This window comes from Cupriavidus sp. YR651 (assembly GCF_900101625.1).
GTDB lineage: Bacteria > Pseudomonadota > Gammaproteobacteria > Burkholderiales > Burkholderiaceae > Cupriavidus.
This window is the reverse complement of record NZ_FMYZ01000011.1, coordinates 35,238-61,177: the sequence shown is the minus strand read 5'-3', so window position 1 is coordinate 61,177 and position 25,940 is coordinate 35,238. Positions and strand designations below refer to the sequence as shown.

The following is a 25,940-nucleotide window of genomic DNA, read 5'->3' as shown; positions in this document are numbered from 1 at the left end:
GTCAAACATGATTGTTCAGTTGGCTGGCATCCAGCCAGAGATCGCCGAACAGGCCATTCCCGATGATGAACGCGTGTGGGTGCCACAAGCGCCAAACGTCTGGTTCCGGCCATTGCTGCTGAATACCGTGACGGGCAGTTGGTGCAATCTGCTGCGCGTTCGAAAGTCGGGCGTACTGTCGCGTCACATCCATCCGGCCTGGGTGACTGGCTACGTGATCAAGGGCGCCTGGCGCTACCTGGAGCACGATTGGGTGGCGAAGGAGGGCAGCTTCGTCTACGAACCACCAGGCGAAATCCACACGCTAGTGGTCGACGAGGTGGCTGGCGAGCAGGAGATGATTACGTTCTTCAACATCCACGGCGCGATGGTCTACGTCGACGAGAGCGGACAGACCACCGGCTACGAAGACGTGTTCACCAAGACCGAAATGTGCCGACGCCACTATGAGGCTGTGGGTCTCGGTGCGAATTTTGTTGATCAGTATCTGCGCTGACGTCGCATGGCTCGCATAATGGAGACATATGCGAGCCATAATCGGCCGCCGTTTTTTGTCGCGCCATCATGAGCCTATCGTCGTCGCAATCGGCCACGTTTGATCCCCGGGGAACGCGCGGGCCGGAGTGCTCGATTTACAGCATCACGGCCGCCGGACTCGAGAAGCTGACGGCTTGGGTGGCTAATGGATCGCCGCCTCCCGCCATCAAGGATGAACAGATACTGCACGTTTTATGCTTCGATATACTCGCCGCGCGAGACGGCGTTGCAGCAGGTCAAATCGGTGCGCGCGGACCACCAGGCCCAGCTTGAATTCTCTCTCGAAAGGGAGGCCGTGCTGACCAAGCATCAGCTTGAGCCGCCGTTGGCGATGTGCCGCGGCGTGCTGTGAGAACAGGCCCATATCGCATGGTGCGACGAGGTGGCCGAAATGATCGCTCGCCGGCCTGCCTGATGCCCGGCCGAATTCGGGCAGGTGCGCGGCCCGAATATGCCCATGGACGGGTGAGTCTTCCGGAGCCCGTCGGATCCAAGTTACCGGGCTGCAATCCTTGACTCATTTGCCTTGCATGCTGACCTTGTCGTTTTGCAGGTAGATCGAGGTGGTGGTGGCCACCGGTTGCTACCACCGGTGGCCTCTTGGCTCAGACCAGCACGTGACGTGTCTCTACAAAGAAGCGCTGTATCTCTTGTTCAATGTCGAGATCTATCATTTTTTCCGGACGATTTCCGTTCGGGCAGGCAAGCCTTGGGGTCGTGCCAAACAAGCGACAAATCAACGGGCGCTCCGCATACACGCTGCATCCCTTGGTATCAAGATGAGGGCAACTTAGGTTCGCCAACGCAGTTTCGTGCTCGGCATCGCTCTTGACGGGAAGCCTCGACATCTCTTCCGTTGAGGTTGTCACGGGCCCACAACAGTCATGACATCCAGGGGTGCACTCGAATGTGGGAATTCGTGAACGAAGAAATCTGATCTTTTGGCTATTCATTGGTACAGGTATCTGACAGTTGGCCAAGGGCGAGCCGAGACCGCAGAGGTTGCGCACTACGTTCTTCCCAACTGGGCGCCGGGCTCTTGTTCAACTACCGTTCCCCGGCGGTAGCCCGAGGAACTCAGAGGCCTCTTGCATAGCGCTCTCGGCAAGCTCACGGGCTACCTCGCCTCCGCCGGGCGTCACCAAGCCAACCAGTGCGGCGTAGAGCAAGTGGATCAGATCAACGGCACGGTGATGCTGTTCTTCGCTCATGATTCTCTCTCCACGAAGGCATCGAGCCGCGCCGTCAACTCAGGCTTGCGCAGCTTTCGCAATGCCTGGGATTCCAGTTGGCGGATGCGCTCGCGCGTCAGGCCGAACTGCGCGCCAATTTCATCGAGCGTGTAGTCGGTCTGCAGCCCTACGCCAAAGCGCATGCGCAAGATTTTTTCCTCGCGCGGTTTTAGCCTTGCCAGGACGGTTTCCAGTTCCTGCTGGAGCGTCGCTTGTATCGCAGCGTCCACTGGGGATATCGTGACCTCATCAGCCAAGGTGTCTCCCAGTAGGGCGTCCCCGCTTTCGCCCAGTGGGGTCTCCAGCGAGATCGGTTGCTTGACGACATTCAGGATTGATTTGATCTGCTTCTCGTTCATCGCCATGCGTGCGGCCAGCATGGGCGGCGTTGGCGCGGCGCCGGTTTCCCAGAAAATCTCGCGCGTATGCCGGTTAATCTTGCCAATCGTCTCGACAAGATGCATTGGGATGCGGATGGTGGGGGCCTTATCGGCGATGGCACGTATGACCGCCTGCCGAATCCACCACGTGGCGTACGTTGAAAACTTGTAGCCACGTCGGTAATCGAATTTGTCCACCGCGCGCATCAATCCGATATTTCCCTCTTGGATGAGATCCGGCAACGGCAGACCACGATTCTGATATTTCTTGGCGATGGAGACCACCAGGCGGAGGTTGGCCCCGATCATCTCAGTCCTGGCTTGCTGGGCCTTCGTCCTCGCGCTCGCGACCCGCTTAGCGGTTTCCCGCAGAGCGCCAAGTGGCATCGCGGCCCGGACTTCCATCGCACGCAAATGTTGCTGAAGCGCTCGCACCTCTGGCGTCCATCTGATCAGCTGAGCGCGGATGGCGGGGTTCTCAGCCACGAGTGCGTTCATCCAGTCAAGATTTTGGGCCTGATCTCTGAATTGCTCTAGAAATACTTCGCGCGTGATGCCGCACTGGTCGATCAATATCTTAGCGACGCGGCGCTCCGTTTGATGAACCTCCTCGATCAACGCTTCAAGAATCCGCGTGAGCGCTGCGATGGCAGGCGGGCTAAAGCGAAATGCCGCAAGTTCGGATTGGATGGCGGCCAGCACCCTGAAATACAGGGTCGGTTCGGGCTCCGGGCAGCGAGCGACACTTGCAAGCTCACCAGCCTGGCACCGGATCGCGGCGAATTTTTCAACGGCAATGCCCCTCCACCGCACCGGTGCGCGCTCAGAAGACGTGGTCGACACGGGATCCTCGAGCCCTGTTTCGTCATCCTCGGGATCAGTATCGGTTTGCGCCTGCGCCTCGGGTAGCCGGCTACTACCTGCCTCGGCATGCGGCTCAACAATATGGTCGACCAGGTCATCAAATGCCATCTTGTCGCATGCAACCCGGTCGGCCATCGCCAAGAGTTCGGAAACCACTGCGGGGCACGCCGCCATCGCCGCCATCACTTCTGCCAACGCATCTTCAATTCGCCGGGCAATGGCCACCTCCTCCTCGCGCGTCAGGAGGGGAATCGCGCCGATCTCTCGCAGGTACATCTGCGTGGGATCGGTCGTGCGAGTCAATCGACCGTCGCTTTGGGTGATGGCCGCAGCGGCTTCCTCTGCGGCGTCCTCATCATTCGCGGAGGGTGCCGCATCCTGATTCAGCCATGTTGCAACTTCCGCTGGCGCCCGGTCGACGACCTCGATGCCGAGATCGGCCAACATTGCCAGCATCCGGTCGAGAATGCCGGACGTGTCCTCGCAATCCGGAAGCTGATCGCTCACCTCGCCACGCGTGAGAAAGCCGCGCTCTTTGCCAAGCGCAATTAGTGCAAGCAGGTTCGTACGTAGGTTCTCACTCATCTCATGCGCGCTTGCCGCGCGGTTCTGCGCCTTGCTTCCGCCTGGGGATTCGCAAAGCCCATCATTTCTGCCTCGAGGGCAGTTCAACCGTGACTTGGCAGTGGGAATGGCCGATAGCTGCGCTTGATCCGGCCGTCGTTTCAGGTGTCTCACCGCCCGGCCAGATGCCGTACGAGCCAGACCGATGCCAACACCGAGGCAACGGCCCAGAGCGTCACGATCACCAGCGCCGCAACGTGGCTGACGGGGCGGTTGGCGGCCGCCGCAGCTGCCGCGCGATGCTCGCTCATCACCTCAACCGGAATCCACCGTATTGCCAGCAACAAGCCGAGAGGCACCACCACCACGTCATCCAGATAGCCGAGCACCGGAATGAAATCGGGAATCAGATCAATGGGCGACAAGGCATAAGCGGCGACCAGCAAGGCCAGTGCTTTCGCATACCATGGCGTGCGGGGATCTTGCGCGGCCAGCCACACCGCGTACACATCTTCCTTGACTGCGCGAGCCCAACGCCGAGAACGTGCGATTAGATGAGGCAGAAGGTCCCGGCGCCACAAGTGCTGACGCACATCGTCCAGCACCGGGACGGCAGCGAGGGCGAGCAGCAGGGTTGCGAGCACGAGCGTGGCGCTGAACCCGACGTGCTTGAACCCCAAGGCGCCAATAACGCCACCGGCAAAGAACAATGCGACGAGCGTAGTGAGTACCCGTAGTTTGTGCCGATTGGCGAGCACCAGTGGCTTGCTCGACTCAGCCCTGGACAGGTTCCAATAGAACAGCTTGCCTAGTTCGATGCCGATGTCGGTGACCATGCCGGTCACATGCGTGGTGCGGATCTCGGCATTCGACAGCTTGGTGACGATGGCATTTTGTAAGCCCATGATGAAACAGAGCACCATGACGGTTGCTGGCACGAACAACCATTCGTGGTGCTCGAGATTGCTTCCCAGCAGGCCAAAACACACCAACAGCGCGGCTTCCAACATGAGCGGCAAGGCGTATTCGCTATGCAGCCGCTCGCGCCGAGCCCAGTTGATCAGCACCGCTGAGCAGGCAGCGCCTGCCAGAAACGACAGCAGGGCGCCAAGGCCGTCCAGCATCAGCCAGAAACTGCCAAACGCCAGGTTGTCGGCCATGGCGGACACGATCCCCGACATGTGCGAGGTGTACTGCTGCACAGCCAGGAAGCCACCCGCGTTGGTCGCCCCTGCAACAAAGGCCAGGTAGCGGGCGAGTTGCTGATTGATTCCGGGATTGCGCTCCTTCCCAGTCAGCTTACGCAAGTACAGGATTGGCATGGTCGCGTTGGTGAGGAGGCCTGGGGGCGGGGGGGGGCGGTGTCAATACCGGATCTTCGATCTTGCGGGCTTGGGCCAGGAGGCACGGTCCGACGCAAGCTGCTCACCACGCTTCAGGCGGCGGGCGGCCGCAGTCAGTTTCAGCGAGTGCGCCGTTTCCAGGATGCGCGCACGCGCTATCAGCGCTTCCAGAGCGGGCAGCTTGTACGCCCCTTTCCAGGCAAACAGCGTGTAGTTGCAACTGTCTTCGGAAACGGAAATCGACATCGACTGGCCGAACACGGCGCTGACTTCCTCCAGATAGAGCGGAATATCCGGATCGCTTTCGAGAAAATTCGCAACCAGCACACCGGTATCGGCCAGGCGTGCATGACAGTCGGCATAGAAGTCCGCAGTACCCAACTGTACCGGCATGCCGTCGGCCAGGAATCCGTCCACCAGGATGACGTCCGGTCGCGCATTCTGCTTCGCTACATACTCAGCGCCATCCGCGCAGACAATCTCGAGTCGTTCATCCTCCGGGATCTGGAACTGCTCGCGCAGGGCGATGACTGCCGGATTGATTTCAATTGCCACGATCTTGGCGTTGGGCAGATGCCGGTAGCAGTATTTGGCAAGTGAGCCTCCACCCAGGCCAATCATCGAGATCCTGGCGGGCGTCGGGTGGAATAGCAGGAACCCCATCATCGTACGGGTGTAACCCAGTACGAGCTTGTCGGGATCCTTGCGCGACATGAGGCTTTGGGTGGCGAGCGCGTCGAAATGCAGCGACAACGCGTTTTGGGTTTCCAACACCTGAGGCATGCCGTCGTTGGTCGACTCGGCAAGAAATTTCAGATAAGCCTCGAACGAGGAGCGGTCGGCTTGCATCTGTCGGTCCATCAGAGCGACTTGGGGAGCTTGTCCCCCTTTAACAATGCCGCAATGGTGACGACAGCGGCGGCCTCGTCCACGCCGTCTGCCTGGATGCATATATGTGCCCCCACCCGCGCACACAGGCGCATGACCTCCATCACATTCTTGGCGTTTGCGATCCAGGGGCCGCTGGTGAGTCGGATCTCGCACTCAAACTGATTGGCCGTGAAAGCCAACCGCGCCGAATTCCGCCCTTGAAATCCATCTTTGGCAGTCGCCTCTAACGTCACTTCTACCACCTCGCCCTCATCAAGAATGGTGAACCTCAAGACTCATCTGTACAGGTGCCACGTGTTGTGCCTCTCGGAAGCCGCTCGTCATGCCCAAGCTGGTGGAGTCACCGCGGTGGATTGTCGATGAGACGTAGCGAGTCTCGCCGTTGTATGTAATGATAATGCCATTATAATACAATGACACTTTAGAACGTATGGAATCCAAGACTGCTCGTCTGACCGTATTGATTGACCCGGTGAAGAAGAAGGCCTTTGAGGATCTGTGTGCCGCCCAAGACCAGACGCCATCTCAGGTTGTTCGGCAGTTGATTCGCGACTATTTGCAGCAGTACGAAGTGGACTACACCACCAGGTCGAAAGTCGGCGCGCCCAGGTTGGCGGCGAACGATCGTGAGTGATAGTAGGAAAGGACCAGCCGGTGCCCAGGTATAGATGTCCACACGCGTTGTCTGGTCTGCATGGCATCCAAGTGTGGCAGGGGCACGCCAGTGAGCGACGGGCGTTTGGCCGTCATGCCATATTGATAGCACCCAGTCCGAAAGGCCTGTAGTCGACCGTGCCGCTGTGGCAGTGAGAGGAGGCCTCGCGTCAGGCGCTATGCAGTGTCCGAGGTTGGATGCTGAGCCCAACTTGGCAACTTGAAGGGCATCGCAAACAGCGCTACCCCGCGCGCTACATCGCTAGCGCCGGTGGGAATTGGTCTGCCGCACGACGCTCAAAATCCCACGCAGGATTTCTATGGGTGGCGGTGGGCAGCCCGGCACCGTTACGTCGACCGGAATGACGTTGGCGACGCGACCGCAACTAGCATAGCTCTCCCCAAAAATTCCGCCGGTAGAGCCGCAGTCGCCTACTGCCACCACCAGTTTGGGCTCCGGGGTTGCCGCGTAGGTGCGCCGCAGGGCCTCTTCCATATGACGCGCGACGGGTCCGGTCACCAGCAGCATGTCGGCATGGCGCGGGCTGGCGACGAACTTGATGCCGAGGCCCTCGATGTTGTAGTAGGGATTGCCGAGTGCGTGGATCTCCAGCTCGCAGCCATTGCACGAGCCTGCGTCGACCTGCCGGATCGTCAGCGCCTGGCCGAGAATGTCGAGCAGTTCCTGATGGATGCGTTGAATAGTGGTGGTCTCGCCCGCCGCGCTGAGTGGCGCGGGCTCAGTGACGATACCGGTGCGCGCGATCTGCTTAAGGATTTGCCACATCAGAGATCGTGCCCCGAATAGCTGAGGTTGAAGGATTTATTGATCAGCGGAAAGTCCGGCACGATGTTGCCGATGATGGCATGCTCGAGCACCGGCCAGTTCTGCCACGATGGGTCGTGGCAATGGCAGCGAAGGAGTCTGCCGTCATCGACCAGTTCAAGCGCGACGAGGACTTCGCCACGCCAGCCCTCCACCCATCCCGCCCCGATGGCGGCGCCGGCTCGCGCTTGCGGCATGCTTCGAATAGGGCCGTCCGGCAAGCCTGCACAAATGGCACGGATCAGTCGCAGCGACTCCAGCACCTCATCGAATCGCACCGCCACGCGGGCGGCGACATCGCCGCCGCGCTGCATCGCCATTTTCACTGCGAGGCTATCGTAGGGCAGCCACGCATGGTCGCAGCGCAGGTCTGCGGCGCGGCCGCTGGCGCGCCCGGCCAGCCCGGTAAGCCCAAGCTGGGCGGCAAGCTGTGGCGTGACGCAACCCGCCCCAAGAAAACGGTCCTGCAGGCCCGCATGTTCGTCGTACACGGCGCGCAGCACGCGGACTTCCCGCTCGATGCTGTCGCACTGCTGCCGCAGGCGATCACGCATCGCTGGGGTCAAGTCCCGCGCAACGCCGCCCGGTACCACGGCGTCCATCATCAGCCGGTGGCCGAAAGCCTCTCCTGACAGCCGCTGCCAGTCTTCGCGCAGGCGCGAGAATTGCGCCAGGCCAAAGGCCAGTCCCGCGTCGTTGCCCAGAGCTCCCAGGTCACCCAGGTGATTGGCCACGCGCTCACGCTCGAGCATCAGGGCACGCAGCCAGTTTGCCCGCAGCGGGAGCGCACAGCCCCAGGCAGACTCCAGCGCCATGCAATACGCCCAGGCATAGGCCACGGTGGAGTCGCCCGAGACCCGGCCGGCCAGCCGATAGCCCTCGAGCGGCGGCAGTTCGGTAAAACGCCGCTCGATGCCCTTGTGCGTGTAGCCCAGGTGTTCTTCCAGCCGCAGTACCTTTTCGCCGACCACGGAAAAGCGGAAGTGGCCGGGCTCGATGATGCCGGCATGCACCGGGCCGACCGCGATCTCATGCACCCCGTCGCCCTCCACCCGTACGAAAGGATAGTTGGCGGGCAGTTTGCCGGCCGTGGCCACACCCGCCTGCGCTCCGCTTTGCAGCGGCCGCGCCCCGGGCGGCCACAGGCCGTGGTCCAGCCAGGGCCGGGTATCGCGGCTGCCCTGCACGGCGACACCCACCAGGTCGGTCATGGCTCGCTGCATTCGGCCTGCACATGGGAATAAGCTGGTCAGATCCGGTACAGCAAGCGCGACGCCATCAAGCCGTAGTTCGAGCCATACCAGTCCCTGCAGCGTGGCGTACGTTACGCATGCCGCCAACGTCCCGCCGATGGCACTTCGGTCGATGCCCCACAGCGCAACGAGGCGCCCGCCAGCGTCTGCTACCGCTCGGGCCGTAGCGGACCAGCCGTCTTGCCCGACCTGGCCATGCCAGACCGGCAGCGGCGCAGGCAGCGGCTTCAGATCAAGGCTGAAATCTGATGGTGTCATCGGTTCAGCTCCCAAGCATTGCGGCAGCCTGGCGGTACCAGGTGTTGAGATAGGGCGGAATATAGAGGCCCAGCATCAGTCCCAAAGCGAGGTGCGTGAACACCGGAACCAGCGCTGGCGGATGCGCCAGCGGCTTGAGCGTGGTGTCGCCGAAGACCATCGGTTGCACGCGGCTGAACACCGCGGCGAACGCCAACCCGAGTGCCATCAGCAGGAAGGGGGTGGCCCACGGCTGCTCGCGCATGGCGGTCGTGACGATCAGGAACTCGCTGGCGAAGACCCCGAAAGGCGGCATGCCCAGGATGGCGAGCGCCCCCAGCATCAGGCCCCAGCCCACCGTGGGGCTGACACGGATCAGTCCGCGGATGTCGTCCATGACTTGCGTGCCCGCCTTCTGTGCGGCGTGGCCGACGGCGAAGAAGATCGCCGACTTGACCAGCGAATGCACCGTCATGTGCAGCAGGCCCGCATAGCTCGCGATCGGTCCGCCCATGCCAAAGGCGAAGGTCATCATGCCCATGTGCTCGATGGATGAATACGCAAACATGCGCTTGATGTCGCGCTGCCGGATCAGGAAGAAGACCGCCGCCACCACCGATACCAGGCCGAACCCCATCATCAGGCGGCCAGTAAGATGGTTGCCGAGTGCCCCATCGGTCAGCACCTTGCAGCGCAGCACGGCATAGAGCGCCACATTGAGCAGCAGGCCGGAGAGCACGGCAGACACCGGAGTCGGACCCTCAGCGTGGGCGTCAGGCAGCCAGTTGTGCAGCGGGACCAGGCCGACCTTGGTGCCATAGCCGATAAACAGGAAGGCGAACGCCAGCGTGATGATGTTGGGATCTAGCTGGCGCTTGACCGCGTCCAGATTAGTCCACAGTAACGCGCCACCCTCCGGACCGATGACCTTCTCGGCCGCCATGTAGAGCAGTACCGTGCCAAACAGCGCCTGGGCAATCCCCACCCCACACAGGATGAAGTACTTCCATGCCGCCTCGAGGCTGGCGGCGGTGCGGTAGACGCTGACCAGAAGCACGGTGGTTAGTGTGGCGGCCTCCATCGCGACCCAAACGATGCCCAGATTGTTGGTCGTCAGCGCCAGCAGCATTGTGAAGGTGAATAGCTGATACATGCTGTGGTACAGGCGCAGCCGCGGCGGGGTCATCTTGCCGTGATCGTGCTCCACGCGCATGTATGGCCGCGAGAAGATTGCGGTCGTCAGGCCCACGAACGCAGTCAGCGCAACGAGAAAGACGTTCAGCGGATCGATGTAGAACTCGCTGTCCCATGCCAGCATGGGACCATTGGCGACGATCTGCGCCGTAAGCACGCAGGCGGCGACGAATGTGCCCAGGCTGAAGGCGACATTGATGTCCCGTGCGCGTTCGCGATGTCCCGTCAGCGCCAGCACCAGCCCGCCAGCGAGTGGAATTGCAAGCAGCAGGGCCAGCGCAATCAACTCAATCCTCCTTCAGCTTCTCAAGGTGGCGGATGTCCAGGCTGTCGAACTGCTCACGGATTTGGAACATGAACACGCCCAGGATCAGCACGCCAATTAGCACATCCAGCGCGATGCCCAGCTCGACCACCATCGGCATGCCGTATGTCGCGGCGGTGGCCGCAAAGAAGAGGCCGTTCTCCATCGCCAGGAAGCCGATGACCTGCGGCACCGCCTTGGAGCGCGTGATCATCATCAGGAAGGACAACAGCACACAAGCCAGCGCAATGCCCAGCGTGCCACTGGCCAGCTTCAACGACAGCCGCGAGATCGGCATGGTGAGATTGAAGGCGAAGATCACCACCAGGATGCCGATCAGCATGGTGGTGGGAATGTTGATCAGCGTCTCGACGTCCCGGCGGATCTGGAGACGATCGATAGCGCGGTGCAGCAGATAGGGGATGAGCAACACCTTGAGTATCAGGGTCAGTCCGGCTGACACGTAAAGGTGCGGTTGACCCGTCACGTAGCCAACGACGGCGGTGGCCAATGTCAGGGTTGCGCCCTGGAGCGCAAACAAGTTGATCAGCGACGGTATCCGTCGCTGCGAGATCATGGCGAAGGCGAGGATCAGCAGCACCGCGCCGAGCAGGTTGACGAACTGGGTGAGGAGCGCAGTCATTGTTCTGTTCCTCAGTGCGCCAGCAGCAGGTGGACCAGCATGCCAATCACCGCCAGCAGAAAGGCTGTGGCCAGGAACTCCGGCACGCGGAAGATGCGCATCTTGGCGCTCGCCGTCTCCAGCACCGCGAGCAGGATTCCACCCACAATGAGCTTGAGCAGCAGCGCGGGCAGTGCCAACAGCATGGCAAGAGGGGCTTGCGCTTCAGCGATTCCCCACGGAAAGAACAGCGCCAGGCCGATGCAGGAATAGGCAAACAGCTTCAGGCTTGCCGCCCACTCAAGGAGTGCCAAATGCCGGCCCGAGTATTCCAGGATCAGCGCCTCGTGGATCATTGTCAGCTCGAGGTGGGTGGCAGGATTGTCGATTGGCACGCGGGCGTTCTCCGCCAGCGATACCATGGTGAACGCAACGCCTGCAAATGCCAGTCCCGGGTAGATGGCCAGGTCGCGATGAGCAATCGTCTCGACAATGGTGGTGAGCGAGGTCGACTTGGAAACCAGCGAGGCGGAGAACAGCACCATCAGCAGCGCCGGCTCCGCCAGGAAGCCGATCAGCATCTCGCGCCGCGCGCCCAGAGTTCCAAAGGCGGTGCCAACATCCATCGCCGCCAGCGAGATGAAGACCCGCGCCAGCGCGAACAGGCCGACCAAGGCGATCGCGTCGGCGGCCGGTGCCAGTGGCAGGTCGGTGGAAACAGTAGGAATAATCGAGCAAGCGAGCGCCATGCAGCCGAACACCACATAGGGCGTGGCGCGGAAAAGTGGCGACGCATTGTCGGCGACCACCGATTCCTTGTTGAACAGCTTATGCAGCACCCGATACGGTTGCCAGAGGCTGGGCGCGGATTTATTCTGCAACCAGGAACGCCACTGATTGACCCAACCGGTCAGCAGCGGTGCCAGCGTGATCGAGATCATGATCTCGAGTAGCTGTGACAGGGTTCCGGTCAGGTTCATGCAATCCTCATCACATCACGGCCAGCAGCGTAGCGGCCAGGGTCAGGAAGCTGTACAGCAGGTACGCTGAGATCCGTCCCTGCTGCATCAGACCAACCAGCCGGGCCAGATACGATGTCAGATTGATCACGGGGACATAGAGCCAGTGCCAGAAATGGTCCATAACAGTGACCCGGTAGCGCGGCTGTTCATCGAATGGCGTCGGCAGGTCACGGTGCATCAAAAAAAACGGCTCGAAGATCTGGCGGATCGGCTGACCGAAGCCCTCGGCAGTGTCCTGCATGCGCGCGGTGCCCCATGGGAAGCCGCAAGCCCAGGGTGGGCTGCGGCGAAGCCGACCATGGTAGAAGCGACGCACCAGCAGGTAGGCAAGTGCAAAACTGGCCAGAATGCCCAACAGGAAAATAACCGGCCCATAGCTGGCCTGAGCCAGGCCGTTCGGCGCCAGCAGCCAGCCGCTGGCCGCAGTCCGGGCGCCGAGTCCGCTCGCTACCAGTTGCTGCGTCACCGGATCGATCAGTTGGACGAATTGGGTCGGCAGCAGGCCAAGCGCGAGGCAGCCCAGCGCCAGCCACAGCATGCCCGCGCGCTCCCAGCTACCGGCGTCTTGCGCATAGGCCAGTTTGGGCTCACGCGGCTGGCCGAGGAAGATCACGCCGAAGAACTTGACCATGGTGTAGCCGGCCAGGGCTGCCACCAGCGCGATCAGTGCCGCGACCACTGGGATCAGCATGGTCAGTATCGGCTCCGGGAGGCCAGGCGTGAACAGGAAGCTTTGCAGCAGTAGCCACTCCGAAACGAAACCGCCAAGCGGGGGCAGCCCCGCGCCGGCAAGCACGCCAAGCAGCGTAAGCCAGCCTACCCATGGCATATAGCGAATCAATCCGCCCAGCTTACCTAGGCTTCTCTCAGCTGTCGCATGCAGCACGCTCCCGGTACCCAGAAAGAGCAGGCTCTTGAAGAAGGCGTGGCTGGCAAGATGGTAGAGCGCGGCCGTCAGGGCCAGGGCAGCTATTTGCTTCATGCCGTAGGCCGAAAACAGCAGGGCCAGGCCCATGCCAACAAGGAGCAGGCCCATGTTCTCGATCGACGAATAGGCCAGAAGCCGCTTCATGTCGGTCTGTACCGCAGCGAAGACCACGCCGAACAGCGCGGTGGCCAGGCCAATGGCCAGCAGCAATCCGCCCCACCACCACAGACGAATCTGCAACAAGTCAAAGGACACGCGTAGCAGGCCGTAGATCGCAGTGTTGAGCATGACGCCGCTCATCATTGCGGATACCGGCGATGGCGCCGCAGGATGCGCCTCCGGCAACCAGACGTGCAACGGCAGGATGCCAGCCTTTGCGCCGAATCCGAACAGGGCAAGCAGAAACCCGACGGAGGCCCAGAACGGCGTCAGCACCAGGGCCCGCATGTCGGCAAACGTATAGTCGCCAGTGTTGGCCTGCAGGACGCCAAAGCACAGCAGGACCGCGATTGCCCCGATGTGCGCCATCGTGATGTAAAGATAGCCGGCGCCGCGCACTTCGGCGATGCGGTGGTTGGCGGTCACCAGGAAGAACGACGACAGCGCCATGGTTTCCCACATCACCATGAAAGAGTACGCGTCGTCCGCCAGGATCACCCCGGCCATGCTGGCGAGGAACAGATGGTACTCAAGGCAAAGCAGGCCCGGCGGCGTGCCTTCCCCTTTGCGGAAGTAACCAGCCGCAAACGTCGAAATGCCGGCCGCCGCGCCCCCCATTACCATCAGGAAGTAGGCGGACAGGCTGTCGAGCCGGACGTGGAATGGCAGCGCTGGCAGGCCAATAGGCAGCACAGCAATCTCAGGCGTACCGAACACGGCGTGGAGCGCCAGACCGAACAGCGCCAGCCCTAGCAATCCGCCGATCGGGAACAGCACGCGGGATATCAGGGCAAACCGATGCAGCGCCAGAACGCCTGCCACGCCGACAAGCAGCCAGACCCCAACCACAACAAGCATCCAGTCGAGATGGAGCCATTGCGTGAGAGGGGGCACGCTGCTCACGGATCAGGCTCCGCGCCGGACTGCACGCCGCTTAGCGGGAGGTGTTGAGTCGCGCCGCGACGGCGCCTCCGCCGGTAGCGTCTCGTCGCCAATGGCTTCCGCATTGTCCGTGTCCACGCCGCTGGGAACATATTGAACGCCATGCTGGGCGAGGTAGTCGCGGATAAGACGCCGTATCACCTGCGAGGCCGTCAGATCCTGCTGCGCGCAAAGGCGCTCGAAGGCAGCCTTCTTGTTGGGGTCGATGAGCAGCGTAAGCCGGGCGGTCTTTTGCTCCATGGGAGCCCCAAGATGGCAATATGATGATCACATGAATCACATCATAGATGATGATCATGCGAATCCAAAGGGCAAGACGCTACATTCCTTGACCACCGATGGCCGGCGGTTCCGACCGATACTCGCTAGTTGATGCGCAGGGGGCGCTCAAATTTCATGGCACGTTTCAAGCTGGGGCGCATCCGGCCGACGCCACGCCGGGCCGCGGGCGGATGGACCCGTCGGCTTGATTGAGTGCTGGCTCGGGATGATTGAACCGCCGGCACTTGCCGTGTCGGTAAAGCTGGGCGGCCGGCAAGCGCAGTTGGCTGGGCCCGGCTCCTGGCTTTGATTGCCACTAGGCGGCCGGGGTGGTCGATCCGGAGACGTTATGGCATCCGGCCACAGCCGATGGGCGTAACGCGCGATCGGAAACTCGAAGGTGCGCGCAAGTTAGTGCCTTCCAGATGAGTCGAGGCAATCCGGCGCCGAACTGCGGCGCGTATGGCCTCCCCACCGATGGCCCCATCGAGCGCGTGCTGCATGTACTGCGTATTCCAGGCCACTACCGCGTTCGACAGCAAGGTAAGGCCGATGGCACGTCGTGCGCTGACCCTTAACCAGCGTCCCCCAAACGCAGACGTCGGCTGGGACGGAGTCACTCGGACATTTGAGTACAGCGTTGCACGAGCCCTTCTTGGGGGAACCTTGCCCACCCGAATAAATATGAGGCACCAGAGCCGTTTGCGAAACGGATTGTCAATACATTGAGGTCCGGTATGGTCCGTTGTTATTACAGCATGGCTGAATGCAAATGATAAGGATCGTCCAAGGTGTCAGCGACGATCTGCAGGGACTCGTCAATTTCCTCGCGATCGTAGGGACCGCCGAGGCAGAGGCGAATGGCATTTGGCGGATTTCCATCCGTGGAAAAAGCAGCACTGGATACGGCTCCAATTCCCCGAGAACGTAGGTGAAGCGCTAGTTCGGAGGGGCGCCAGTCACATGCCTCGGTGAGCGGTAGCCAGAGATGAAAGCCGTCCGGATCGCTGAAGTAGTCGTGGCCGGCCAGTACGCGCGCAGCGATTGCCTGGCGTGCAGTGCATTCTTCTCGCACGGCAGCCAGCATATCGTCGACGACACCGTTCTTTAGCCATGCGCAGGCGAGCAGCGTGTTGAATGGGCTAGCCATCACGGTGGTCGCGCGTAGCGTACCGGCCAGGCGCTGCGCTTGACGTGCGGTAGGCGCGAGTACAAACGCAATCCGCAATCCAGCCCCGAAGCATTTCGACAAGCCGGTCAAGTAGTAGGTGAGTTCCGGCGCCAAGCTTGAGAAGGACTCCGGCCTCTGCCGGGGCAGCATACCGTATGCATCGTCCTCGATGATCGGAACACTGTAGCGCAATGCCACGTCCGCAAGAATCTCCCGGCGTGCCTGTGACATGGTGCGCGTGCTCGGATTCTGGATTGTCGGATTGCAGTAGAGTGCAGCCGGCTTTTGCGCCTTGCAGAAGCTCTCGAAGGCAGCGCCGATCATCCCCTCTTCGTCGCAAGGAAGAGGTTGAACGTGAAGCCCGAGTTGCGCCGCAATTGCCTTGATGCCGGGGTAAGCCAAGTCTTCCACACACAAGGTTTGTCCACTGCGAGCCACCTGCGAAAGAAGTGCGACCAGGGCGCTATGGATTCCAGGGCATATGAGGAGGCGATCCGGGGAAGATGCCGGGACCAGTCTGCGCAGCCAGGTGTTGGCAGCCGCCCGGTCAGCCGGGGTACCTCCAAAGTCCTGGTAGCGCAGCAGCATGTATGGATCCGCAGCGCCAACTAGCGCGGCCGCCGATTCGCGCAGACGTGCCCCAAGCCCCGGGGGTTCGGGGGGCATGTTCATCGTCATCTCGGCGCTGGTTCCGGCGCGCAATGGCAGGGATGGCGGGCGTCCGCGCACATAGGTACCAGCGCCGGCTTTGGCGTCGATGAGGCCGCGCTTGCGAGCTTCACCGTACGCGCGGGCCACGGTCGAATAGTTCAGCTTTAAAGCTTCAGCCATGTCCCGGAGGCCTGGCAATCGGTCGCGTGCCCGCAGCAGGCCATTTGCCAGTGCCTCTTCTATGAGGTCAGGAATGGTCAGGTAGGCGGGCTTGGCGCTTTCAGCGACGCGCTTGGCCCAGTGGGCGGTAAGGCCAGACATGGGTTCCTCCATGCAAATTGAGTGCAACAGATGCTTCATCTTGAACGCATTTCCCATGCCAGATTGATCGCATCGGGTGGGCGGGAGAATGAGCCGGATTGGGGCGAGTTTCCCCATGCTGATGCCTCCGCGTCAAATCAATGGCGTGATCGCGGTGCATGCGATTCGTCGGACCGCTCATTGACAAAGATGGGAGCTGTGATGCGTGGAAGACTCAAGCAATGCGATCAAGGATGCGACCAAGTGCTTATCGCCTCGTTGATTGCGCATTGATTGGATGGCCAACCCAGCTTGGTGGCACATCGGTTGCACTGGGGAGTATGTCAGAGGGCGATCCCTGACCGGACCCTGGCCCATAACGGGCGTCCGCAATCCACCACCTAGCACTGGAGCCACGCATGCCCGCAGTCAACAAACCTGCTCACAAGGACGGAGATTTCCTGGTCGATTTCGAGGAGAAGGTGTTCGAGGACGTCAAGGCCGAACCCGGCGAGAAAGCGCTGGTGACGTTCCACACTGTCGCCTTCGAAGGCTCGATCGGCTTTGTGAACATGCTGCAAGCCACGCGCCTGCAGCGCAAGGGCTTCGACACTAGCATCCTGCTCTACGGGCCGGGTGTCACGCTGGGTCTGCAGCGCGGCTTTCCCACGCTGGGTGACGAGGCCTTCCCCGGCCACCTGAACTTCAACAAGCAACTCAAGAAGTTCATGGCCGAAGGCGGCAAGGTCTACGCGTGCCGCTTTGCGCTGCAGGCCCTCTACGGCCACGGCGAGGCCTCGCTGATCGAGGGCGTCCGCCCGATTAACCCGCTTGACGTGCTCGACCTGAAGCTGCTTCACCGCAAGGAGAACGCGCTCATCATCGACACCTGGACCGTCTGAGCGTACGCGAGGGGTATCGTCATGACACCAAAACGAATGGTACGTGCCGCGGCCGTCCAGATTGCGCCGGACCTGGAAAGCGGCGAGGGCACCCTTGCGAAGGTCGTGGACGCGATTGAGCGTGCCGCGCGCGCTGGCGTACAGCTGATCGTCTTTCCCGAGACCTTCGTGCCGTACTACCCATACTTTTCCTTTGTGCGCTCGCCCGTGCAATCGGGCAGCGATCATCTGCGGCTGTACGAGCAGGCGGTGACGATACCCGGTGCCGTGACGCACGCCGTGGCCGAGCTGGCGCGTCGGCATGACATGGTGGTCGTGCTCGGCGTCAACGAGCGCGACCACGGGAGCCTCTACAACACCCAGTTGATCTTCGACACCGAGGGCAAGCTGGCAGTCAAACGACGCAAGCTCACGCCCACGTTCCACGAACGCATGATCTGGGGCCAGGGCGACGCTGCCGGACTGAAGGTGGCCGACACCGCGATTGGCCGCGTCGGCGCGCTAGCCTGCTGGGAGCACTACAACCCGCTGGCGCGCTACGCGCTGATGACGCAGCACGAGGAAATTCACTGCAGCCAGTTTCCGGGGTCGCTGGTGGGCCCGATCTTCGCCGACCAGATCGAGGCGACGATCCGCCATCATGCGCTGGAGGCTGGCTGCTTCGTGGTCAACGCCACGGGCTGGCTGAGCGATGCGCAGATCGCCTCGATCACCCCAGACCCGGCGTTGCAGAAGGCGCTGCGCGGCGGCTGCAACACGGCCATCGTGTCGCCCGAAGGCCAACACCTGGCCCCGCCACTGCGCGAAGGCGAGGGCATGGTGGTGGCCGACCTGGACATGGGCCTGATCACCAAGCGCAAACGGATGATGGATTCGGTCGGCCACTACGCGCGGCCGGAACTGCTCAGCCTTGCCATCAACGACCGGCCAGTCAGCACCGTGTCGGCCATGCGGGATACCTCCGCGCCAGTTTCCGCTTTTCCATGGAGTTCTGATCATGCATCCCAGCGAATCGATGTCGGCCTCGAGCCGGCAGTTGATGACTGAGCTTCAATCCGTCGGACTACGTCTGGAAGATCCGCTCGCCGGTGCCGCCAGCCGCCGCGGCGGCGCAGGACCATCGGACCACAAGGCCGTGACCATCGATGGCGTGACCATCATGGTGCCGGTGCATACCAGCACCGCATGGCATTCGCCGTTCGTGGCTTCCGCTCCTGACCCGGGCGGCACGAGCTCGCTCAAGCGCGGCACCATTCCCATTGCCGACATCAGCTTCCCCAAGGCGCCACGCTTTTACGGCATGCAGACGCTCGATGGCGTGCCGTATTCGCACATCGCCACGCTGCATGGCGCCGATGTGCTGGCGACCACTGTGCTGCAGACCTGCATTCGCTACGAAAGCCGGCGCAAGACCTGCAAGTTCTGCGCGATCGGCCAATCGCTGGCAGCGGGGCGGACGATTGCCCGCAAGACGCCGGAGCAGCTTGCGGAGGTGGCACGGGCGGCCGTGCTGCTCGACGGCGTGAAGCACATGGTCCTTACAACCGGTACGCCACCTACGCCCGATCGGGGCGCGAGCATTCTCTGCGACAGCGCCTTCGCGATTCGCGCGGCCGTGGAGCTGCCTATCCAGGCGCAATGCGAACCGCCCGACGACGACCGCTGGTTTGCACGGATGCGCGCCGCCGGGGTGGACAGCCTGGGCATGCATCTCGAAGTGGTCACGCCCGCCGTGCGCGATCGCATCATGCCCGGCAAGGCAACGGTGCCGATTTCCCGCTACATGGAGGCCTTCCGCAGCGCGGTCGCGGTATTCGGCCGGGGCCAGGTCAGCACGTACATCCTTGCCGGCCTCGGCGATAGCGCGGAGGCGATCCTGTCGATCTCGCGCGAGCTGGTAGAGATCGGCGTCTATCCGTTCGTGGTGCCGTTCGTGCCGATTTCCGGCACGCCGCTGGAAGACCATCCGGCTCCGACCCCGGCGTTCATGCGCGACATCCTTGCGCCGCTTGGCGACATGGTGACGAACGCCGGCATGCGTTCGGCCGACATCAAGGCCGGCTGTGGCAAATGCGGCGCGTGTTCGTCGTTGTCCGCATACGAAGGAGGGCTGGCATGAGCCGCGATCTCTGTGTCGAAGTGCCGGCGATTCCCGCCTATCGGGTGCGCTGGGCCGATGCCCGCTGGGAAATCGAGCAAGCCTATGCGCTGCGCCGGGTCGTGTTCTGCGAGGAGCAGGGGATCTTTCGCGGCGACGATCGCGATGCCGTCGACGATGCCGCGCAATTGCTGGTGGCGGTGGAACTTGCCGACGAACGGACAGGCGCTCCAGGGCAGGTGGTGGGCACCGTGCGCATCCACGAGAGCGAGCCGGGCGTGTGGTACGGATCGCGGCTGGCCGTGGCGCAGCCGCACCGGCGCCACGGGCGCATCGGTGCCACGCTGATCCGGCTGGCCGTCAGCAGCGCCCACGCTTTGGGTTGCAAGCGCTTTCTCGCCCATGTGCAGAGCCAGAACGTCCCATTGTTCCGTCGCTTGCACTGGAGCACTCTGGCCGAGGAAATGCTGCTCGGCCGCCCGCATCACCTGATGCAGGCCAATCTGCATGACTACCCGCCGTGCCACACACCGTTCGCCGGCTTTGCGATCGAAGGCAGGAGGGGCATATGAATGCGGAACAGCTGGCGTGTGACTTGCGCGAAAGCCGAGGATTTGGCCACAAGACCGATATCGCCGGCATGCTGGCGCACCTGCACCGCGCACTGCCGGCCGGTCAGCGCGCGGAAGACCGCGGCATCCTGCTGGGCGACGACTGCGCGGCCATTCCCGATAGAGATGGCCACCTGCTGTTCGCCATCGAGGGCATGGTGGGCGATTTCATCCGCAGCATGCCGTGGTTTGCCGGATACAGCGCGGTGATGGTCAATATCAGCGACATCTATGCGATGGGCGGCCGGCCGCTGGCCGTGGTGGATGCGATCTGGAGCGAAGACCTTGGCGGTGCGACGGAAGTGATGCGCGGCATGGCGGCTGCCGCGACCGCCTACGGCGTGCCCATCGTGGGCGGGCACAGCAATGCCCGCAACGATGGCGCTCAGCTGGCCGTCGCCATCCTCGGCCGCGCCAGGCGCCTGCTGACCAGCTTTGCGGCGCGCCCGGGGCAACGGCTGCTGATGGCGGTCGATCTGCGCGGCGCGTTCATGGAACCGTATCCGTACTGGAACGCCTCAACCGACTCCCCCGCCGGCCGCTTGCGCCAGGATCTGGAACTGTTGCCGGCCTTGGCCGAAGAGGGGCTGTGCGCGGCAGCCAAGGACATCAGCATGGGCGGAGCGGTCGGTACCGCGCTGATGCTGATGGAGTGCTCGGGCGTGGGCGGCACGATCGATCTCGATGCGCTGCCGATCCCGCCGGGCGTTCCCATCTCGCGTTGGCTGGCGGCATTCCCCAGCTACGGCTTCGTGCTGGCGGTCGACGCTAATCATACCGCGGACGTCTGCGCCCGCTTTCACGCGCGCGGCATCGCCTGCGCGGACATCGGCGCGCTCGACGCCTCGCATTGTCTCCGTATCGCCTATCGCGGCGAAGCGGCGAAGGTGTGGGACTACGGCGCGACGCCATTCATCCTGCCGTCGCGGGCCGCCGAAGCGGACCTGCCCGGCGCCATCGCATCAGGACGCTGAACCATGCCGGTGACCTATCTGCACGTTCGCTGGTCGGACCAGCGAGAAGCGCGCTACTACTCGCCTTCCTCCATCGTGACCGAGCACTTCGAGGCGGGCGTCGTCTACGCGCTGCCGGAGTTCCTAGCGCGGGCGCGTCGCGCGCTCAGTGAGGCTTCCGAGCGCGTGGCCAGGAAATACGGCTACGCATGCTCGGCCGCACAGGACCAGTCAAAGGCGATCGAGCGGGATGCGAGGCGCTTTGCCGGCCAGCCCGATGCATCCGTTGAAATTCTCGGCTTCAGTCGCTAGGCCCTTCAGTCGCCAGGCCATTCCGCGGGGCATACGTATTGCCCCTGCATTCCACCGAAGGAAACGAATCATGTCAGACCATAGCAATGCCACCCGCACCGAAGCCGAGCCGCAACACCTTCCCGTGATCGTGATTGGCGGCGGCCAGGCCGGCTTGTCGATCAGCTATTTCCTGCAGCGCGCGGGCGTCGAACACCTCGTGCTCGAGAAGCACACCATGACCCATACCTGGCGCGCACAGCGCTGGGATGCGTTCTGCCTGGTCACGCCGAACTGGCAATGCGCGCTGCCCGGGCATCCCTATGCTGGCAACGATCCGCACGGCTTCATGAAGCGCGACGAGATCATCGCGTATCTGGATGGCTTTATCGAGAAGGTGGCGCCGCCGGTGCGCGAGCATACCGAGGTGCGCAGCGTCAAACGCCGGGCGCAGGGCGGCTACATCGTGGTCACCAGCGCAGGCACGTTCACGGCGGACCACGTGGTGGTGGCGTCGGGCGGCTATCACGTCCCCATCGTGCCGCGCATGGCGGAACGGCTGCCCGACAGCATCGCGCAGATCCAGTCCGCCGACTACCGCAATCCGCAGGCGCTGCCCGAGGGCGCGGTGCTGGTGGTCGGGTCCGGCCAGTCCGGCGCTCAGATCGCCGAAGATCTGCATCTGGCTGGCCGCAAGGTCTACCTGGCCGTTGGCGAGGCGCCGCGCTGCGCGCGCTTCTATCGTGGACGCGACGTGGTGGACTGGCTGGCCGACATGAAGTACTACGACCTGCCGGTGACCGCCCATCCGCTGCGCGAAGGGGTACGCGACAACACCAATCACTATGTGACCGGCCGCGACGGCGGGCGCGATATCGACCTGCGCAGGTTTGCCAACGAGGGGATGGAACTGTACGGCGTGCTCGACGATTACCGCGATGGCGTGCTGCGCTTCGCGCCTAACCTGGGTCAGGCGCTGGACGACGCCGATGCCACATACAACCGCATCAACGCCAGCATCGACAAGTACATCGCCGAGCGCGGCATCGATGCACCACCAGCGAGCCGCTACACGCCGGTCTGGACGCCGGCCGGCGAGCGCGACGGATTCGATCCGCTGGTCGCCGGCATCGGCAGCATCATCTGGTGCATCGGCTTCCGTCCGGATTTCAGCTGGCTCGAAGTGCCGGTGTTCAATGGACGCGGCTATCCCGGCCACGAACGTGGCGTCACGACGCATCCGGGTCTGTATTTCCTCGGACTGCCGTGGCTCCATACCTGGGGCTCGGGGCGCTTCTCCGGCATTGCGCGCGATGCGGAGCACATTGCCGGCCTGATCGCTGAGCACACCGCCGACCCCATTGCCGACCCCATCGCGTCGGCCAACCAGCGGGATGCACTGGCGGCCTGACATGGAAGCCGTCCGTTCGCACTTCGTCGCGGGCATGCCCGCGCTTTCCTATACCGGCTTGTCCGAGAACTGGCTCTGGAAGACATGCGGGGACAGGCACTGGCAGCAGCTGGCGGCCATCGCCGGGCAGGTGGTGCCCGATTTCCGCGATGCTGAGGGTCATCGCGCCTACGCGGCGTTCACCGCCATCCGCATCCGCGAAGCGGCGCTGGAAGCGATCGGCGAGAACGACGCCTTTACCATCGATTCGTTCCTGAGTGCGGCTGGTGGTGCCAAATACCTGAGCGAGCATGTGCTGGTTGCGCATGGCGCGCGTCGTGCCCGGGTGACGATGCTTTCCACGTTCGTCCGGCGCACGCGCGAGCGAGACAACCGGTCGGTGGTCCGCGCGATGCCGATGCCGATGCCGATGGCGATGGGGAAGGGTACGGCCACGCCACAGGCGGCTGACGGGCTGCAACTGTCGACGCTGGCGCGGTGTTTTCGCGGCGGTAACTGGGACGCGCACCTCGGGCTGGACCAGACACGGCATGCCACGAGCCATGCTATCGAATTCCTGCCGTGTCCCTATATGGACTTCAATGGAGCGGACCTGCTTTACTTCGCCAGTTTCCAGGCGATGGTCGATCGCGCGGAATGGCATTGGCGCACCGATTCCGAACCGCCTGTGGTGTGCGAGCGCGACCTGTTCTTTCACGGCAACGTGAACGTGGGCGAAGCGCTGGAGCTGAACTTCGCGGCCGCGCGCGCGGACGATGCCGAGTTAGGGCACTGGTGCGAGATCCGCCGTGCGCGCGATGGCGAGAAGATCGCCGATGTGGTGACCCGCAAACGCTGGAGACAACGATGAAGCCCGACGTGGATGACGCGCTGGCCCGTTCGGACACGCGGTTGAAGATGAAGCCGGTCTATGGCCCGGAGGACATTGACGGCCTGAACCACCTGGGCAGTCTGCCCGGAGACGCGCCCTACGTGCGCGGTCCGTACGCGACGATGTACCGCAGCCGGCCGTGGACGGTGCGGCAGTACGGTGGTTTTGCCGACGCTGCGGCATCCAACCTCGCCTACCGCGAGGCGCTGCGGCGCGGGGCGCAGGGACTGTCTGTGGCGTTCGACCTGCCCACCCATCGTGGTTATGATTCTGATGATGAAGCGGTGATAGCGGACGTGGGCATGGCCGGCGTGGCCATCGACTCGGTCGACGACATGCGGCGGCTGTTCGAGGGCATCCCGCTGGATCAGGTGTCGGTGTCGATGACGATGAGCGGTGCCGTGCTGCCGGTGATGGCCGCCTTCCTGGTGGCGGTCGAAGAGAGCGGAGTGCCGTTCCACGCGCTGCGCGGCACGATTCAGAACGACATTCTCAAGGAGTTCATGGTCCGCAATGCCTGGATCCATGGGCCCGTGCCGTCGCTGCGCATTGCGACGGACGTCGTGGAATGGCTGGGCAGGCATGCCCCCCATTTCCACGGCATGTCGATCTCGGGCTATCACTTCCAGGAAGCCGGCGCGGACCCGACGCTGGAGTTGGCCCTGACGCTGGCGAACGCGCGCACCTACCTGGCCCAGCTGGATGCGCGCGGCCTCGATGTCGACCGCTTCTGCGGCGGGCTGAGTTTCTTCTTTGGCGTGGGCAAGTCGTTCTATGTCGAGATCGCGAAGCTGCGCGCGGCGCGCCTGCTCTGGCACGAGATCGTCCGGGAACAGGGTGGCCGCTCGGCACGGGCGACGGCGATGCGCATGCACTGCCAGACGTCGGGCTGGTCACTGGCGGCACAGCAACCGCGCAACAACATCGCGCGCACCACGGTAGAGGCGCTGGCCGCGGTGTTCGGCGGTACTCAGTCATTGCATACGAATGGTTTTGACGAGGCGCTGGCGCTGCCCGGCGTGGAGGCCTCGCAGCTGGCGCGAGATACGCAGTTGATCCTGCAGCACGAGTTCGGCCTGAGCGACGTGGCGGATCCCTGGGCGGGCTCCTACCTGATCGAGTCGCTAACCGCGCAAATGGCCGATGGCGTGCGCGACCTGATGGCGCAGATAGGCGCGCAAGGCGGCGTGCTGGCGGCAATGCAGGGAGGATGGGTGCAGCGGCAGATCCACCGTCGCGCGCTGGACCAGCAGGCCCGCATCGATGCGGGCGAAGATGTCGTCGTCGGCGTCAACCGGTACCAGCAGGAGCGCGCGGAGCCGCAGGCGTGTAGCGAGGTCGACGGCGCCAGTACGCGTGCCCGGCAGGCGCACCTGCTGGCGGCCTTACGGCGCTCGCGCGACGATGCGGCATTGCGGAGCACGCTCGATGCGCTGACTGCGGCGGCGCGGCACGGGACAGGTAATCTGCTCGATTTCGCCATGGACGCCATGCGTTGCCGCGCCACGGTAGGGGAGTGCACCCGAGCGCTGCTGGCGGTCTGGCCGCGTCACGAACAACCATCGTTGTATCAGGACGGGCAATACGGCCTTGCGCGCGCGGAAAGTCCGGTCTGGGCGGCGGCCTGCGCCAGTGTGGACCGACTGTGCAGGCAATTTGGGCGTTCCCCGCGCGTGCTGCTGGCAAAGCTGGGTCAGGACGGGCACGACCGGGGCGTGCGCGCCGTGGCTAGCGCGCTCACCGACGCGGGATTCGAGGTAGTACTGACGCCATTGTTCCAAGTGCCGCAGGCTATTGCGGTCCAGGCGCACTATGAAGGTTTCGATGCGGTGGGCGTGTCGTCGCTGGGTGGCGCACATCTTGAACTGGTCCCTGCACTGCTCGACGCGCTAGGCGCGGTGGGTCGCGATGCGCGAGCCATGCCTGTTTTCCTTGGAGGAATCATCCCGGAGCAACACATCAGGCGATTGCGTCACGCAGGTGTGCTGGGTGTTTTCGGCCCTGGCACGCCGATGGATATCATCGTGACCGAAATCGTGGCGGCATTGGCTAATCAGCCACAAAGTGACAACGCGACGGCCCATGTGACCGAGCCAGTCGACGCAGGCGCGCGCGCATAGCTGCCTCAAAACATCGTGCGGATGCTGCGCCGGCCATCCTTCTGCAACGGCGCAGCCGCGCGCCGCAGCGCTGCCCCGGATGGCCTTGGCTGGGTACGCGGCCGATCGACAGCCGCACTGCATCGATGGGGTTAGGGGCAAGGAAATCGTCCGAACAGGCCACACGTACGCCTTGCGGATCCAGCGCGTGGGTCAATAAGGGCGGTCAGATATGCAGGCCCGTGGAGTACGCGCCCTGCGACTAAACCGGTCATTTTCATCTGACGTGCGACCCGCAGCCATTTTTAAAGCAAACAATATGCTCCCGATGCTACTAGTCTGCGGAGGAGTGCCTCGCGAAACCGCCGG

26 protein-coding genes are annotated in these 25,940 nt (G+C 63.1%); 12 read left to right on the top strand and 14 right to left on the bottom strand.

What is annotated here, in order from left to right:
- The first annotated feature begins 7 nt into the window (after positions 1-7).
- Positions 8-496, top strand: a complete 489-nt coding sequence (locus BLR29_RS24510; RefSeq protein WP_092140485.1) for a 2,4'-dihydroxyacetophenone dioxygenase family protein — start codon at positions 8-10, stop codon at positions 494-496.
- Between the two features lie 267 nt (positions 497-763).
- Entirely contained in the window at positions 764-889 is a 126-nt protein-coding gene (locus BLR29_RS32960; protein ID WP_255371420.1) for a hypothetical protein, read from the top strand.
- Between the two features lie 253 nt (positions 890-1,142).
- Here BLR29_RS32960 and BLR29_RS24500 read toward each other — a convergent pair whose 3' ends face one another.
- From BLR29_RS24500 to BLR29_RS24480, 6 genes are all read right to left on the bottom strand, one after another.
- A complete protein-coding gene (locus tag BLR29_RS24500; RefSeq protein WP_092140483.1) occupies positions 1,143-1,490 on the bottom strand; it encodes a YkgJ family cysteine cluster protein in 348 nt (115 codons plus the stop codon).
- 90 nt (positions 1,491-1,580) lie between these two features.
- Positions 1,581-1,748, bottom strand: coding sequence for a hypothetical protein (locus BLR29_RS32565; protein WP_176861053.1), 168 nt, complete (start codon positions 1,746-1,748; stop codon positions 1,581-1,583).
- Positions 1,745-3,751: an RNA polymerase sigma factor RpoD gene (gene rpoD / locus BLR29_RS24495; RefSeq protein WP_255371419.1), complete on the bottom strand. Its 2,007-nt coding sequence runs from the start codon at positions 3,749-3,751 to the stop codon at positions 1,745-1,747. The genes BLR29_RS32565 and rpoD overlap by 4 nt, the downstream gene beginning before the upstream one ends.
- Positions 3,748-4,899 carry a DUF1275 domain-containing transporter gene (locus BLR29_RS24490; protein ID WP_092140479.1) on the bottom strand — a complete coding sequence of 384 codons (1,152 nt, stop codon included), beginning with the start codon at positions 4,897-4,899 and terminating at the stop codon, positions 3,748-3,750. Before BLR29_RS24490 ends, rpoD begins: the two co-directional genes overlap by 4 nt.
- A gap of 42 nt (positions 4,900-4,941) precedes the next feature.
- On the bottom strand, positions 4,942-5,769 hold the full coding sequence (locus BLR29_RS24485; protein WP_092140705.1) for a fused MFS/spermidine synthase: 828 nt from the start codon (positions 5,767-5,769) through the stop codon (positions 4,942-4,944).
- A gap of 11 nt (positions 5,770-5,780) precedes the next feature.
- Complete coding sequence (locus tag BLR29_RS24480; protein WP_255371418.1) at positions 5,781-6,083, bottom strand: HPr family phosphocarrier protein; 303 nt, start codon at positions 6,081-6,083, stop codon at positions 5,781-5,783.
- A 158-nt stretch (positions 6,084-6,241) separates the two neighbouring features.
- On the opposite strand from BLR29_RS24480, the gene BLR29_RS24475 reads away from it, so the two are divergent.
- Entirely contained in the window at positions 6,242-6,445 is a 204-nt protein-coding gene (locus tag BLR29_RS24475) for a CopG family transcriptional regulator (RefSeq protein ID WP_092140477.1), read from the top strand.
- A gap of 282 nt (positions 6,446-6,727) precedes the next feature.
- Here BLR29_RS24475 and BLR29_RS24470 read toward each other — a convergent pair whose 3' ends face one another.
- The 8 genes from BLR29_RS24470 to BLR29_RS24435 all read right to left on the bottom strand — a co-directional run bounded on the left by BLR29_RS24470 (position 6,728) and on the right by BLR29_RS24435 (position 16,356).
- Positions 6,728-7,252 (bottom strand): NADH-quinone oxidoreductase subunit B family protein, encoded by a 525-nt coding sequence (locus BLR29_RS24470; RefSeq protein ID WP_092140475.1) that lies wholly within the window; start codon positions 7,250-7,252, stop codon positions 6,728-6,730.
- Positions 7,252-8,802: a hydrogenase large subunit gene (locus tag BLR29_RS24465; protein ID WP_092140473.1), complete on the bottom strand. Its 1,551-nt coding sequence runs from the start codon at positions 8,800-8,802 to the stop codon at positions 7,252-7,254. The genes BLR29_RS24470 and BLR29_RS24465 overlap by 1 nt, the downstream gene beginning before the upstream one ends.
- A 4-nt stretch (positions 8,803-8,806) precedes the next feature.
- Complete coding sequence (locus BLR29_RS24460; protein ID WP_092140471.1) at positions 8,807-10,261, bottom strand: hydrogenase 4 subunit F; 1,455 nt, start codon at positions 10,259-10,261, stop codon at positions 8,807-8,809.
- Position 10,262: 1 nt separating this feature from the next.
- Positions 10,263-10,922, bottom strand: a complete 660-nt coding sequence (locus BLR29_RS24455) for a formate hydrogenlyase (RefSeq protein ID WP_092140469.1) — start codon at positions 10,920-10,922, stop codon at positions 10,263-10,265.
- Between the two features lie 11 nt (positions 10,923-10,933).
- Complete coding sequence (locus BLR29_RS24450; RefSeq protein ID WP_092140467.1) at positions 10,934-11,881, bottom strand: respiratory chain complex I subunit 1 family protein; 948 nt, start codon at positions 11,879-11,881, stop codon at positions 10,934-10,936.
- Positions 11,882-11,891: 10 nt separating this feature from the next.
- The gene (gene hyfB / locus BLR29_RS24445) at positions 11,892-13,913 is read right to left on the bottom strand and encodes a hydrogenase 4 subunit B (protein ID WP_092140465.1); all 2,022 of its coding nucleotides are present in this window, start codon (positions 13,911-13,913) and stop codon (positions 11,892-11,894) included.
- A gap of 3 nt (positions 13,914-13,916) precedes the next feature.
- Positions 13,917-14,192, bottom strand: a complete 276-nt coding sequence (locus BLR29_RS24440) for a ribbon-helix-helix protein, CopG family (RefSeq protein WP_092140463.1) — start codon at positions 14,190-14,192, stop codon at positions 13,917-13,919.
- Between the two features lie 772 nt (positions 14,193-14,964).
- Positions 14,965-16,356, bottom strand: a complete 1,392-nt coding sequence (locus tag BLR29_RS24435) for an aminotransferase-like domain-containing protein (protein WP_092140701.1) — start codon at positions 16,354-16,356, stop codon at positions 14,965-14,967.
- A 398-nt stretch (positions 16,357-16,754) separates the two neighbouring features.
- Between BLR29_RS24435 and BLR29_RS24430 the strand changes: the two genes are divergently transcribed.
- From BLR29_RS24430 to scpA, 9 genes are all read left to right on the top strand, one after another.
- The gene (locus tag BLR29_RS24430; protein WP_092140461.1) at positions 16,755-17,237 is read left to right on the top strand and encodes an MSMEG_0572/Sll0783 family nitrogen starvation response protein; all 483 of its coding nucleotides are present in this window, start codon (positions 16,755-16,757) and stop codon (positions 17,235-17,237) included.
- Positions 17,238-17,258: 21 nt separating this feature from the next.
- Entirely contained in the window at positions 17,259-18,284 is a 1,026-nt protein-coding gene (locus tag BLR29_RS24425) for a Nit6803 family nitrilase (protein WP_092140459.1), read from the top strand.
- The gene (locus BLR29_RS24420) at positions 18,277-19,356 is read left to right on the top strand and encodes an MSMEG_0568 family radical SAM protein (RefSeq protein WP_092140699.1); all 1,080 of its coding nucleotides are present in this window, start codon (positions 18,277-18,279) and stop codon (positions 19,354-19,356) included. Before BLR29_RS24425 ends, BLR29_RS24420 begins: the two co-directional genes overlap by 8 nt.
- On the top strand, positions 19,353-19,907 hold the full coding sequence (locus BLR29_RS24415) for an MSMEG_0567/Sll0786 family nitrogen starvation N-acetyltransferase (RefSeq protein WP_092140457.1): 555 nt from the start codon (positions 19,353-19,355) through the stop codon (positions 19,905-19,907). Before BLR29_RS24420 ends, BLR29_RS24415 begins: the two co-directional genes overlap by 4 nt.
- Positions 19,904-20,920, top strand: a complete 1,017-nt coding sequence (locus BLR29_RS24410) for a sll0787 family AIR synthase-like protein (protein WP_092140455.1) — start codon at positions 19,904-19,906, stop codon at positions 20,918-20,920. Before BLR29_RS24415 ends, BLR29_RS24410 begins: the two co-directional genes overlap by 4 nt.
- A 3-nt stretch (positions 20,921-20,923) precedes the next feature.
- Positions 20,924-21,211: an MSMEG_0570 family nitrogen starvation response protein gene (locus tag BLR29_RS24405; RefSeq protein WP_092140454.1), complete on the top strand. Its 288-nt coding sequence runs from the start codon at positions 20,924-20,926 to the stop codon at positions 21,209-21,211.
- A 70-nt stretch (positions 21,212-21,281) separates the two neighbouring features.
- Complete coding sequence (locus tag BLR29_RS24400; protein ID WP_092140452.1) at positions 21,282-22,601, top strand: MSMEG_0569 family flavin-dependent oxidoreductase; 1,320 nt, start codon at positions 21,282-21,284, stop codon at positions 22,599-22,601.
- Between the two features lies 1 nt (position 22,602).
- The gene (locus BLR29_RS24395; protein ID WP_092140450.1) at positions 22,603-23,451 is read left to right on the top strand and encodes a Pnap_2097 family protein; all 849 of its coding nucleotides are present in this window, start codon (positions 22,603-22,605) and stop codon (positions 23,449-23,451) included.
- A complete protein-coding gene (scpA, locus tag BLR29_RS24390) occupies positions 23,448-25,592 on the top strand; it encodes a methylmalonyl-CoA mutase (RefSeq protein ID WP_092140448.1) in 2,145 nt (714 codons plus the stop codon). The genes BLR29_RS24395 and scpA overlap by 4 nt, the downstream gene beginning before the upstream one ends.
- Positions 25,593-25,940 lie beyond the last annotated feature (348 nt).